This window comes from Mycobacteriales bacterium (assembly GCA_036497565.1).
Lineage (GTDB): Bacteria > Actinomycetota > Actinomycetes > Mycobacteriales > QHCD01 > DASXJE01.
The window spans coordinates 1-12,948 of the sequence record DASXJE010000276.1 but is presented as its reverse complement, the minus strand read 5'-3'; the positions used below and the strand labels follow the sequence as shown (position 1 = coordinate 12,948).

Below are 12,948 nucleotides of genomic sequence, written 5' to 3'. Positions count from 1 at the left end.
GCGACGATGTGGTTGTCCTTGATCAGGGCCTGATCGGAGAGGCCCATCCGGTGGTTGCTGCCGCCGCCGCAGCGCACGGCGTACTTCTCCAGGGTGCGCAGTCCGGGCATCGTCTTGCGGGTGTCCCGGATCACGGCTCCGGTCCCGGCGACCGCGTCGACCCAGCGGCGGGTGAGGGTCGCGACGCCGGAGAGGTGGCAGAGCAGGTTGAGTGCGCTGCGTTCGGCGGTGAGGATCTGCGCGGTCGGGCCCGCCACGGAGAGTACGACGTCGCTCGCGCCGACCCGCGTGCCATCGACCGAGGTGGGTGTGACAGTGCCGGTTCCGCCGAAGCAGAGGTCGAAAACCGCCATCGCCACGGGGATCCCGGCGACGACGCCGGGCATGCGGGCGGTCAGGTCGCCGACACTGCGATGACCTTCGGGCACCGTCGCGGTCGTCGTGACGTCGACGCCGCCGGCGAGGTCCTCGTCGAGTGCGAGTCGGGCGACGCGGACCACGTCGTCGACATCGAGGTCGGCGGCCACGACCACCTTCGCCACCTCTGCGGACAGCATTACGCTCCGATCTCCTGTCGTAGCTCGCCATCGCTGGCCATTGTGGACACGATGTGCCGACGCCACTCGTCGCGCGCGACCGGGACGTCCTCGCGACTGTGGCACCCCCGACTCTCGGTACGTATCGAGGCCGCCGCGACCACGGCTGCCGCGACCGTATGCAGGCTGGTCGCCTCCCAGGAGGCGCGGTCGGGCGCGGCGTCGGTCGGAACCTTCTCGAGCAGCCGCGCCGCCTCGGCCATCCCGTCGGGAGTGCGGCGTACGCCGAGGTCCCGCGACATCGCGACAGAGAGGTCGAGTCGCCAGGCGGGATCGACCGCGCCGGCCCGGGCCACAGACGGCTCTGCCGCGCCGGGTGCGCGCACCTGGTCGGCCAATTCCGCCGCGAGCCGGGTCGCGCCGACCAGACCCTCGACCAGGCTGTTGGAGGCCAGCCGATTAGCCCCGTGTACGCCGGTGCAGGCCACCTCGCCGACGGCGTACAGCCCGGGCACCGAGGTGCGGCCGCTCATGTCGGCGCGCACGCCGCCGCAGGCGAAATGTGCGGCCGGCGCCACCGGGATCAGGTCGTGCACCGGATCGATGCCCGCCGCGCGGCAGCCGGCGATCACGGTCGGGAAGCGGCGGAGCAGGTCGTCGGCGCCGATGCCGCGGGCGTCGAGGAAGAGGTGATCGCCGACCCCGCCCGGTGCCTCGGCCATCCGGCGCGCCATCGCAAGGGCGACGACGTCGCGGGGGGCGAGGTCGCGCAGCGGATGTACGCCGTCCATCACCGACGCTCCGGTGGCGTCGACCAGCGTCGCCCCCTCGCCGCGCACCGCCTCGGTGACGAGCAGCTGCCGGCCGCGGGCACCCGGCCCGAGCCACAGCACGGTGGGATGGAACTGCACGAACTCGAGGTCGGTGACGCACGCACCGGCCCGCAGCGCCAGCCCTACGCCGTCCCCGGTGCTGACGTCCGGGTTGGTCGTACTGGCATAGACCTGGCCCGATCCGCCGGTCGCCAGGACGACGGCGCCGGTGCGCAAGGCCCCGACCGATGTGCAGCGCCCGGCCTGATCGACGAGCCCGATCGTCAGCCCGGCCACTGCGCCGCTCGCGTCGTGCTGAATGTCGAGAGCGAACGCGTGCTCGATCACCTCGACGCGGTCCGCGTGCCGCACGGTCTCCTCGAGCGTGCGCTGAATCTCCCGGCCGGTGGCGTCGCCGCCGGCGTGCACGATGCGGGCCCGCGAATGCCCTCCCTCGCGGCCGAACTCCAGTTGCCCGTCGGCACCGCGATCGAACTGCGCGCCGTCGGCGAGCAGCGCACTCACCGCCGCGGGGCCTTCCTCGACGAGCACCCGGACCGCGTCCTCGTCGCACAGCCCCGCTCCGGCCACGAGGGTGTCGCGCAGATGCTGGTCGGGCGAGTCACCGATGCCGACGGCGGTCGCGACGCCGCCCTGCGCCCAGGTCGTGCTCCCCGCCGTCAACACCGACTTGCTGACCACGACGACCCGACGTCCGGCGCGGGCGAGCAGCCGCGCGGCGCCGAGACCGGCCACGCCCGAGCCGACCACGACGACGTCCGCGGTGCGGCTCCAGGAGGGCTCGGGCGCGGCCAGCCGCGCCACGAGCGGTGTGGTCACTCCCCACCCGCCGACGGCGAGCCGATCGTGATCATCGCCTCGACGGCACCGCGGGCGCGCACGGCGACGTCGTCCGGGATCGTCACCTCGTACTTACCGGTACGCAGGCTGTGCAGGAGCTTCTCGGCGGTGATCATCTTCATGAACCGGCAGACCGCGCGGTCGTTGACCGCGGCGAAATCGGCGCCCGGGTTGACCTGCCGCAGCTGGTGCAACATGCCGGTCTCGGTCGCGACCAGCACCCGGTTCGCCTTGGTACGCCGGGCCTCCTCGAGCATCCCGCCGGTCGATAGCACCTTCACCCGGTCGGCCGGAACGGCGCCGGCACCGACCAGGTACAGCGCCGACGTCGCACACCCGCACTCCGGGTGCACGAGCAGCTCGGCGTCCGGCTCGGCCTCGACCCGCTCGCGCAGATCGGCGCCGTTGATGCCGGCGTGGACGTGGCACTCCCCCGCCCAGACGTGGATGTTGGCGCGTCCGGTCACCCGCTGCACGTGTGCGCCGAGGAACTGGTCGGGCAGGAAGAGGATCTCCCGGTCTTCGGGGATCGACCGTACGACGTCCGCGGCGTTGGACGAGGTGCAGCACACGTCGCTCTCGGCCTTCACCGCGGCCGAGGTGTTGACGTAGGCGACGACGACGGCGCCCGGGTGCTCGGCCTTCCAGGCGCGCAGTTGGTCGGCGTCGATGGTGTCGGCGAGCGAGCAGCCGGCGGCCGGATCCGGGATGAGCACGGTCTTGTCCGGGGAGAGCAGCTTGGCGGTCTCGGCCATGAAGTGCACGCCGCAGAAGACGATGGTGCTCTCGGTCGCCTCCGCGGCGATCCGGGAGAGGGCCAGCGAGTCGCCGACGTGGTCGGCGACGTCCTGGATCTCCGGACGCTGATAGTTGTGGGCCAGGATCACGGCGTCGCGCTCGCGGGCAAGGCGGCGTATCTCGGCGGACCAGCTGGCGGGCCGAGCTCCGCGCTCGACCTCGACGGTGATGGCTGACATCACGTTCCTCGCGGTCTGGTTTTCGTCTAGTGAGCGAAAACTTCAATTCGAGGATACCATCACCTCGATGTCTGCCGTCAGCCGTGAGACCCCCGGGGGCCATGAGGTACTCGCCGTCGTGTTCCAGATCCGCTCCGATGAGTTGTCCGTCCTGCTATGGCGGCGGGCACGCGAGCCGCACGCGGGCCGCTGGTCGCTGCCCGGCGGAGCGCTCGCCCCGGACGAAGGCCTCGACGACTCGATCCGGCGGCAGTTGGCGAGCAAGGTCGATGTGCGCGAGCTCACACACCTCGAGCAGCTCGACACCCGCGGCGCACCGGACCGGTTCCCCGGCCGCCGGGTGGTGGCGACCGGCTATGTCGGCCTGATCCCCGCCGACGCCGACCCGGAGATCCCGGACGACACCCGGTGGCACCGCGTGTCGCACCTGCCCCGGATGGCGTTCGACCACGCGACGATCGTGGCGTCGGGACTGCGCCGTCTGCGATCGAAGATGTCCTACACCAACCTCGGCTTCGCCCTTGCTCCTCCAACCTTCACCATGTCCGAGTTGGCCGGCTATTACCGGGCGGCGATGGGATACGAGGTCGCGCCCACCAACCTGCAGCGGATCCTGCTGCGCCGTAAGCAGATCGAGCCCACCGGTCGGTCCACGACACCGGGCCGCAGCGGTGGTAGACCGGCCGCCCTCTTCCGGTTCCGGTCCCGCACGCTGGAGATCACCGACGCGTTCGCCGTCCTCCACCCGCCGAACCCGCAGGAGCCGGCGCCGCTCTAGCCGTCAGCCGACGCGGGGCGAAGGTGGGGTGTCCGGCCGAAACTGGTGGCGCGCAGACCGGACGCGTCGCGTTCGAAGACCGACACTGCCGTGTTGGGCAGCATCGTCGACGCCGCCAAATCGACCAGTTGCGACTCGGACAGGTCCTCGACGATGTAGCGGATGATCAGCACGACCGCCTCGTGGGTGAAGACCATCAGCCGCCGTCCCGGGTAGCGGCGGTCGATGTCGGCGAGCACGCTACGCAGCCGTAGCGCCACGTCGGACCACGACTCGCCCCCGGCCGGGCGGTGGTAGAGCCGCCCGAGTCGCCGCTTGCGGGCCGCCTCGTCCGGATGGAGCTCGGCGACGCCGAGCGAGGTGAGCAGATCCAGCACTCCGAGCTCGCGGTCGCGCAGCCGCTCGTCGGTCAAGATCCTGCCCGCCTCGATCCCGGCCGCTGCGATCTCCGCCGTCTCGACCGCCCGCCGGTACGGCGAGGACAACACGGCGTCCGGCCGGCGGTCCGCGGGCACCTGGTCGAGCCACCGGCGCAGGTCCGCCGCCTGGCGGCGGCCGGTCTCCGACAGCGGTACGTCGGCGTCGCGGACGTCGATGTCGATCGTCGTCGCGCCGGATCGCTCGGCGCGATCGCGCGCGACGTTGCCGGTGCTCTCGCCGTGGCGGACCACCCACAGCGCCGCGACGCCGGAGTTCGTCATAGCTGCTCCGTACCCGTTGACCCGGTTGCCGGCAGAGCGTAGCTTGCCACGCCAATACGAACGTTTCGTTAGTGGACCGGGTGTAGATCTATTGACTGTCAGCAGCGGGCTACCGGCCGGTGCGCAGCGGGTGCTGCGCCGGCTCAACGAGCGCTCGCTGTTCGCTGTCCTGCTCGCGGAAGGACGACTCACCCGCGTCGCCCTGCAACACCGCACCGGTCTGTCACTGCCGACCATCACCCGGGCGCTGGCGAATCTGCAGGACGCGGGCCTGGTCGCCGAGGCCGGGACCGTGTCGACGGGGCGCGGCCCCGCGGCCGCGGTCTACGAGGTGCGGCCGCGCGACGGCGGGGTGGCCGCGGCCATCGCGTTGACCGGGGACATGATCTCGGTGTCTCTGATGAGCACGGCGGGCGAATCCCTCGCCTGCGAGCAGGAGAGGCCGCGCCGTTCGGCGTCCGGCCCGGCTCTGGTGCAGACCGTCCGGCGCCTCCTGCGCACTGCGCTCAGGTCGGCCCGGATCGACCGGATCCACGTCTCCCACACCGTCGTCGCGGTGCCTGCGGTGGTGGACACTGACGGGCAGCTCACGACCGCGATCCCGTCCGGACTTCCGTCCCTGGAGCAGCACCATATCGACGCGATCCGCGGCCTGGTCGGCCGATCGAGCGCCGTCGACAACGACGTCAACCTCGCGGCGATCGGTGAGCACCATGCCGGTGCGGCGCGAGGAATCGACGACATCGTCTATCTCTCGCTCGGCAGTGGCATCGGCACCGGGGTGATCCTGGGCGGTCAGCTGTACCGCGGCAGCCACGGTGCCGCCGGTGAGGTCGGCCACATGCCGGTCGGGCCGATCGACCCGCACAGCAGGCCGGCCCGCCGGCACGGAGCCGCGCAGCTCGCCGCGAGCGAGGACGCCGTACGACGCCTCGCCCGTGCGGCCGGTATGACCCGGCGCAACTCCCTGGCCGCCGTGCTCGCGAGCGCCGACCGCGGTGAGTCGGCCGGATGCGACGTGTTCGCAACGCTGGCGAAACAGGTCGCCCTTATGGTCGCCAGCGTGGTGAGCGTGCTCGACCCCGAACTGGTCGTCGTCGGCGGCAGTGTCGGCGCGGCGGGCGAGACGCTCCTCACGCCGCTGCGCCGGGAACTCGACCAGATCTTTCCGACCCCACCGCCCGTCGTCGCGTCCGAGCTCGGCACCGACGCGGTACGCCGCGGCGCGGAGATCGCCGCGGTGGCGGGCGTGCAGGAGCAGCTGTTCACCGTCATCACACCGCCACCCGCGCCGTCGCCGGTGGTCGTCGGGACGAGACACCACCGGGAGGCCACGATTGTCCGCTAGATTCCGGCACCGACGCCGTGTCGCGGTGGGCGTCATCGGCCTCGCCATCCTCGTCGTCACCGGCTGCACCGCGCAGATCGGCGACAGTCGGCCGATCAGTCCGCTGGGCTCGCTCGCGCACCACAAGCCGGTGACCCTGACACTGTGGGGATTCTTCACCGGGCGCGAAGCGGCCGTCGTCGACGGCGAACTGGCGCAACTGCACAAGCGCTATCCCTGGCTCACCGTCAAACAGGTTCAGGGAAAGATCGACGATGACGTACTGCGCGGTATCAACTCGGGTCATCCGCCCGACCTAGCGCTCCTCGGCGGCCCGCAGAACCTGGCGAAGTTCTGTGACTCGGGTGCGCTCCGCGACATCGGGCCGGTCGCCCGCAAGGACCATCTCGACCTGTCCGCGACCTTCCCGAAGCAGGTGCTCACCTACTCGAGCTACGGCGGCAAGACCTGCGCGCTCCCCTTGCTCACCGACGCGTTCGGCCTCTACTACAACAAGACCCTGCTGGCGAAGGCCGGCTACCACCACCCGCCGCGGACCCTGTCCGAGCTGACGACCATGGCGAAGAAGCTGACGACGTACAACAAGGACGGCTCGATCAAGGTTGCGGGCTTCGTGCCGCTGAGCACGTTCTACGAATCCGCGCACGCCCTACAAGGCAACTACTTCGGCGCGTCGTGGTACCACAACGGGACGTCGGTGCTGGGCACGGATTCCGCCTGGGTCCGCGGCCTGGACTGGGAGAAGAGCCTCATCAAGTCGATCGGCTACGACAAGCTCAGCAAGTTCGCGGCGACGCTCGGCGCAGAGTCGGAGTTCGCGAGCAACAACGGCTTCGAGACCGGCAAGGTCGCGATGATGATCGACGGTGAGTGGCGGGTCGCCTTCGCGACGGCGGACAAGACGAAGGTGGACTACGCGACCGCGCCCTTCCCGGCCGACAACCCCGCCCTCTACGGCAGCGGCCAGATCGGCGGGACGCTCATCGGCATTCCGGCCGGCGTCAAGCACCCGTCGGAGTCGTGGCTCGCGATGCGCTACCTCGCGACCAACACCGGCGCGCTCAACCAACTCTCCGCGGGCCTGAAGAACGTTCCGACGACCTTCGCCTCGCTCCGCACGTCGAAGTTCTCCCGCAACCCGCTGACCAGTACCTTCGCGCAGATCCTGCAGAACAAGCACTCGTCCTGGAAGCAGCCGACGACCGCGGGCCAGGTCGACATCGACCTGCTCACGGCCTTCGAAGGGAAGTGGGAGGCCGGACAGGTGGGCGATCTGCGCGGCGGGCTCCGGCAACTGGCCAAGGACGTCAACACCCAGACGGCGATCAGGTGAGTGCGATGAGATCAGGATCGGTCACCGTCGGCGAGACACCGACGTCGGGGCGCACGGCACGACGCGCGCCCACCGGCGGGCGGGGGTCGCAGCGGCTCCGGCGCCGTCGCCGGCTCACGGTGCTGGCGTTCATGTCGCCGTGGATCGTCGGCTTCCTGGCGTTCGTCCTCTACCCGATGATCTCCAGCCTGTACTTCTCCTTCACCACCTACGACCTGACCAAGCCGCCGAGGTGGGTCGGTCTGCACAACTACTGGCTGCTGTTCACCCAGGACCCCGTCTTCTGGCAGTCGGTCCGCAACACCCTCTGGATCATCTGCATCGGCGTACCGGCGAAGATCCTCTTCGCTCTGGCGGTGGCGCTGGTCATCGTGCGTATCCGCCGCGGCGCCGGCGTCTACCGCACGATCGCCTACCTGCCGGCCATCGTCCCGATGGTCGCCGCCGGCCTGTCCTTCGTCTACCTGCTCAACCCGTCCGGCCCGGTCAACGGGATCCTCGGCGCGCTCGGTCTCGGCAAGCCGCTGTGGTTCGGCGATCCGCACTGGGCCAAGCCCGGGCTCGCCATCATCATGATCTGGGCGGCGGGCAACACCATGGTCATCCTGCTGGCCGCGCTGCTCGACGTACCCAAGGATCTCTACGAGGCCGCCGATCTCGATGGTGCCGGTGCGTGGGCAAGATTCCGCCGGGTCACCCTGCCACTCATCTCGCCGGTGCTCTACTTCGCGCTGCTGACCGGCATCATCGAGGGCTTCCAGTACTTCACCCAAGCCTACGTCGCGTCCAAGGCGATCTCGGGTAATGCCCAGACCCTCGGCGCACCGCAGAACTCACTGATGTTCTACGGCACCTGGCTCTATCAGCAGGGCTACTCCTACTTCCACATGGGCTACGCCTCGGCGCTCGCGTGGATCCTCTTCCTCGCCCTCTTCGCCGTGACGCTCGTACTCATCCGTACGTCGCGTCGCTGGGTCCACTACTCGGGAGGCTGACCGTGGCCGTGTCGTTGCCCGCGACCCTCAGCGGGTCGGACGCGAAGACCCGCTCGGGTCCGCCGCGTCGTTCGACCCGTCGTTTTCTGGTGGGCGTCGCGAACCACTGCGTGGCGATCGCGCTGTGCGCCGCCCTGCTCGTCCCGTTCCTCTTCATCATCGGTATGGCGCTGATGCCCGACCGGGAGGCGCTCGGCAACGGGTTGATCCCGCACCACCTCGAGTGGGGGAACTTCAGCCGGGTACTCCACCTCTTCCCGTTCTGGCACTACCTGGGCAACACGCTGCTCTACTCGGTGCTGTCCACGGTCGGCGTCGTCGTCTCCTCGCTTCCGGTCGCCTACGCGCTGGCCCGCCTGCAGTGGCGCGGCCGCGAGACCGTGATGCTCGTGATCCTGGCGACGATGATGCTGCCGACCGCGGTCACCAGCGTCTCGCTGTACTCGGTCTATGTGAACCTGGGCTGGATCGGCACCCTCAAACCGCTGATCGTCCCGCTGTTCTTCGGCGACGCCTTCTCGATCTTCCTGTTGCGGCAGTTCCTGCGGACCATCCCCGAGGACCTCAGCGACGCGGCCCGGGTGGACGGCGCGGGCGACCTGCGGATCATGCTGCGGATCATCGTCCCGCTGGCCAAGCCCGCGATCGCCGCCGTGGCGCTCTTCAACTTCCTCTACACCTGGAACGACTTCTTCACCCCGCTGGTCTACACCGGCAACAACAACGGCGCATGGACCCTCACGGTGGCGCTCTCGCAGTTCACCACGCTGCAGCGGGGTTCGCTCTACAACCTGCAGATGGCCGGAACGCTGTTGTTCATGGCGCCGATCATCGTGCTCTTCTTCTTCGCCCAGCGCGCGTTCGTCGAAGGCGTGACCCTGACCGGGGTGAAGGGTTGACCCGATGACTCGGGCAGGATGACCATCTGACCGGACCGCCAGCCGATCCGACACCCAACCACCGGGAGTGTGCCGTGCCGTCCTCGATCGTCCCGCAGGTCGCAGCGCTGACGCCGTACGACGGAAGCCTGACGCTCACCGACGGGTCCACGCTGTGGACCGATCCGTCGGCCGCACCCGTCGGCGACCTGCTGCGCGGCTACCTCGGGCTGGCCCTTCCGCCGGGGAAGCAGGCCGATGCCACGCTGCGGCTGCGCGTCGACGCCGACGGCCTGCCCGGGCCGGAGGCCTACCGGCTCACCGTGGCCGCCGATCATGTCGAGGTGGTCGGCGGCGGTCCGGCCGGCGTGTTCTACGGCGTGCAGACCCTGCGCCAGCTGCTGCCGGCGCAGACCTTCGGCGCCGACCGCACCGCCCCGTTGGTTCTGTCCTGCCTGCAGATCGAGGACGCCCCGGCATTCGGCTGGCGCGGGTCGATGCTCGACGTCGGCCGGCACTTCATGCCGAAGGAGTTCGTGTTCCGCTACATCGACCTGCTGGCGATGCACAAGCTCAACGTGTTGCACCTGCATCTGACCGAGGACCAGGGCTGGCGCATCGAGATCCGGCGGCACCCCAAGCTCACCGAAGTCGGTGCGTGGCGGCAGGAGACGGTGGCCGGGCACAACAACGAGCCGCGCGATCCCGAGCAGCGCTACGACGGGGTCCCGCACGGCGGTTTCTACACGCAGGACGAGATCCGCGAGATCGTGGCGTACGCCGCCGAGCGGTTCGTCAGCGTCGTCCCCGAGATCGAGATGCCGGGGCACGCGCAGGCGGCGATCGCGGCGTACCCGGAGTTGGGCAACAACCCCGACACGCAACTGCCGGTCGCGACCCGGTGGGGAGTCATCAAGCACGTCCTCAACGCCGAGGACTCGACCATCGCGTTCTACCGGGACGTGCTCGACGAGGTGCTCGAGCTCTTCCCGTCGCCGTTCATCCACGTGGGCGGCGACGAGTGCCCCAAGGACGAGTGGCAGAAGAGCCCGGCCGCCCAGCAGCGGATCCGCGACCTCGGGCTGGCCGACGAGGACGAGCTGCAGTCTTGGATCATCCGGCAGATGGACGACTACCTGGCCTCGCGCGGCCGGCGGCTCGTCGGCTGGGACGAGATCCTCGAGGGCGGTCTCGCCCCCGGGGCCACGGTGATGTCCTGGCGCGGTGAGGACGGCGGCATCGCCGCCGCGAAGGCGGGACACGACGTCGTGATGACGCCGACCACCCACGTCTACTTCGACTACTACCAGTCGAAGGACAAGGACTCCGAACCGCTGGCGATCGGTGGGTATCTCCCGCTGGAGCAGGTCCACTCCTACCGGCCGGTGCCGGGCGAGCTGTCCGCGGACGAGGCCACGCACGTGCTCGGCGCCCAATGCAACGTCTGGACCGAATACATGGGTGGGCCGGCGCAGGTCGAATACATGGCGTTCCCCCGGATGTGCGCCTTCGCCGAGACGGTGTGGTGCACCGACCGAGAGACCTTCCCCGCGTTCCGCGGGCGCCTCGGCGACCACGTCGAGCGCCTCCGGGCCCTCGACGTCGGGTTTCGTCCGCTCGACTGACACCGCGGTCGGTTCCGTTTGCGCGGTCCGGAGCAGCCACTTAGGTTCGTCGGGCTAATCATCCCGACGGCAGGAGAGACAGTGAGTAGCGCAGCGCAGTCGACCGGTACGGGCAGCGTGGCCGGCGGTGGCACGTTCCACCGGTCGCTGGGCCTGTTTCCGGCGATCACGGTCAACATGACCCAGATGTGTGGCATCGGGCCGTTCATCACCATCCCGCTCATGGTGGCGACGATGGGTGGCCCGCAGGCGATCATCGGCTGGATCGTCGGGGCGGCCCTCGCGATGGCCGACGGTCTGGTCTGGGCGGAGCTCGGTGCGGCGATGCCCGGCGCGGGCGGCACCTATATCTATTTGCGGGAGGCGTTCCAGTACCGGACCGGCAAGCTCATGCCCTTCTTGTTCGTCTGGACCGCCGTCCTCTCGATCCCGTTGATCATGTCGACCGGGATCATCGGCCTCGTGCAGTACCTCGGGTTCTTCTTCCCGCACCTGTCCGGGCTGGAAACACACCTGATCGGGATCGGGATCACCGCACTGGTCGTGCTGGCGCTGTACCGGCGGATCGAATCGATCCGCAAGCTCACCGCCGCGCTCTGGGTGGTGATGCTCCTCGCGGTGCTGCTGACGATCGCCGCTGCGTTCACCGGATGGAGCGCCCATCTGGCGTTCACCTATCCGGCCGGCGCCTTCAGCCACACCGGCGCCTTCTTCACCGGCCTCGGCGCCGGGCTGCTCATCGCCGTCTACGACTACCTCGGCTACAACACGACGGCGTACATGGGCGACGAGTTGAAGAACCCGGGCCGCACGATGCCGCGGTCGATCGTCGTGTCGATCGCCGCGATCATGGTCTTCTACCTGGCCATGAACATCGGCGTCGTCGGCCGGATCCCGTGGAAGGAGGTCGCCGGATCCTCCTCGGTGGCCTCGCTGGTCGTGACCCGGAGCTGGGGCCACACCGCGGCCGACATCGTCACCATCCTGATCGTCGTCACCGCGTTCGCGTCGATCTTCGCAGGCCTGCTCGGCGGATCGAGGGTGCCGTTCAACGCCGCCCGCGACGGTGTCTTCTTCTCCGTCTTCGGCAAGCTCCACCCGCGCTACAACTTCCCGCACGTCGCGTTGCTCGTGATGGGCGTCATCACGGCGATCGGCTCGTTCTTCGACCTCACGACGGTGATCAGCATGCTGCTCGCGGTCGCCGTACTGGTGCAGTCAGTCGCGCAGATCGTCGCGCTGACGGTGTTGCGGCGCCGGCAGCCGACGCTGCGCCGGCCCTACCGGCAGTGGCTCTATCCCCTGCCCAGCCTGATGGCACTCGCCGGTTGGGGCTATGTCTACGCCTCCGCCGGGACGCTTCCGCTGGTGTTGTCGGCGGTGTGGATCGTCGCCGGGCTCGTCGCCTATCTCGGCTGGGCCAAGGCCACCAGTGCGTGGCCGTTCGCCCGGCCCGAGGTGCACGAGAGCTACCTCGAACTCCAGCAGGCCGGGGAGCGGCAGCCGGCGTGACCGACGGCGGGGGGTTCGTACTCGGCATCGACATCGGCGGCTCCAAGGTCGCGCTGGCGACCAGCGGCGTCGGCGACCCACGCCGCCGGCTGCGCGAGCGGACGATCCCGACCCGTGCCGACGAGGGCGCCGCGCAGGTGCTCACCCGGATTCTCGCGACGGCGCGCGCCATCGCCGACGACACGGCGGCGGCGTACGGCGGAAGGCTGGTGGCGGTCGGCGCGGTGTCCCCCGGGATCGTCGGCGAGGACAGCATCCTGCTCGCCCCCAACAACCCCGGCTGGGACCGGCTCGCGCTGCCCTCGAGCCTGCGCGACGGGCTCGGCGTACCCACCGTCGTCGTCGGCAACGACGTCAAGGCCGCGGCTCTCGCCGAGGCACGGTGGGGTGCGCTCGCCGGTGCACCCACCGGAATCTTCCTCAACCTCGGTACCGGCGTCGCTGTTGCCGTGGTGGTGGACGGCGCGGTGCTCTCCGGCGCGCACGGAGCGGCCGGGGAGATCGCCTACAACCTCCACACACCGGGCGACGCGGGGTTCGCGAGCGGGCGGGCGCCGATGGAGGAGTTGGCGTCCGGCAGCGCGCTCGCGGC

The 12,948-nt window shown here is 69.9% G+C and carries 12 protein-coding genes; 8 read left to right on the top strand and 4 right to left on the bottom strand.

Annotated elements, in window-relative coordinates; translation table 11 throughout:
• From VGH85_21745 to nadA, 3 genes are all read right to left on the bottom strand, one after another.
• The coding region (locus VGH85_21745) for a nicotinate-nucleotide diphosphorylase (carboxylating) (GenBank protein ID HEY2176441.1) at positions 1 to 557 on the bottom strand (557 nt) is incomplete at its 3' end.
• Positions 557 to 2,188: an L-aspartate oxidase gene (locus tag VGH85_21740; protein HEY2176440.1), complete on the bottom strand. Its 1,632-nt coding sequence runs from the start codon at positions 2,186 to 2,188 to the stop codon at positions 557 to 559. The genes VGH85_21745 and VGH85_21740, both read right to left, overlap by 1 nt.
• Positions 2,185 to 3,186: a quinolinate synthase NadA gene (gene nadA, locus VGH85_21735; GenBank protein ID HEY2176439.1), complete on the bottom strand. Its 1,002-nt coding sequence runs from the start codon at positions 3,184 to 3,186 to the stop codon at positions 2,185 to 2,187. Before nadA ends, VGH85_21740 begins: the two co-directional genes overlap by 4 nt.
• Before the next feature lie 67 nt (positions 3,187 to 3,253).
• Between nadA and VGH85_21730 the strand changes: the two genes are divergently transcribed.
• On the top strand, positions 3,254 to 3,964 hold the full coding sequence (locus VGH85_21730; GenBank protein HEY2176438.1) for an NUDIX domain-containing protein: 711 nt from the start codon (positions 3,254 to 3,256) through the stop codon (positions 3,962 to 3,964).
• On the opposite strand, the gene VGH85_21725 is transcribed toward VGH85_21730, so the two are convergent.
• Positions 3,961 to 4,665, bottom strand: coding sequence for a histidine phosphatase family protein (locus VGH85_21725; GenBank protein HEY2176437.1), 705 nt, complete (start codon positions 4,663 to 4,665; stop codon positions 3,961 to 3,963). The two genes, VGH85_21730 and VGH85_21725, sit on opposite strands and share 4 nt — an antisense overlap.
• Before the next feature lie 91 nt (positions 4,666 to 4,756).
• Here VGH85_21725 and VGH85_21720 point away from each other — a divergent pair, with 91 nt between their 5' ends.
• The 7 genes from VGH85_21720 to VGH85_21690 form a co-directional block, all read left to right on the top strand.
• Positions 4,757 to 6,013 carry an ROK family transcriptional regulator gene (locus VGH85_21720; GenBank protein ID HEY2176436.1) on the top strand — a complete coding sequence of 419 codons (1,257 nt, stop codon included), beginning with the start codon at positions 4,757 to 4,759 and terminating at the stop codon, positions 6,011 to 6,013.
• Between the two features lie 25 nt (positions 6,014 to 6,038).
• Complete coding sequence (locus VGH85_21715) at positions 6,039 to 7,346, top strand: extracellular solute-binding protein (GenBank protein ID HEY2176435.1); 1,308 nt, start codon at positions 6,039 to 6,041, stop codon at positions 7,344 to 7,346.
• Between the two features lie 5 nt (positions 7,347 to 7,351).
• A complete protein-coding gene (locus VGH85_21710; GenBank protein HEY2176434.1) occupies positions 7,352 to 8,341 on the top strand; it encodes a sugar ABC transporter permease in 990 nt (329 codons plus the stop codon).
• Between the two features lie 2 nt (positions 8,342 to 8,343).
• Positions 8,344 to 9,240 (top strand): carbohydrate ABC transporter permease, encoded by an 897-nt coding sequence (locus tag VGH85_21705; protein ID HEY2176433.1) that lies wholly within the window; start codon positions 8,344 to 8,346, stop codon positions 9,238 to 9,240.
• A gap of 74 nt (positions 9,241 to 9,314) precedes the next feature.
• The gene (locus VGH85_21700) at positions 9,315 to 10,844 is read left to right on the top strand and encodes a beta-N-acetylhexosaminidase (GenBank protein HEY2176432.1); all 1,530 of its coding nucleotides are present in this window, start codon (positions 9,315 to 9,317) and stop codon (positions 10,842 to 10,844) included.
• Between the two features lie 81 nt (positions 10,845 to 10,925).
• A complete protein-coding gene (locus VGH85_21695; GenBank protein ID HEY2176431.1) occupies positions 10,926 to 12,356 on the top strand; it encodes an amino acid permease in 1,431 nt (476 codons plus the stop codon).
• Positions 12,353 to 12,948: ROK family protein (locus VGH85_21690; protein HEY2176430.1), on the top strand; the 596-nt coding region annotated here is incomplete at its 3' end. The genes VGH85_21695 and VGH85_21690, both read left to right, overlap by 4 nt.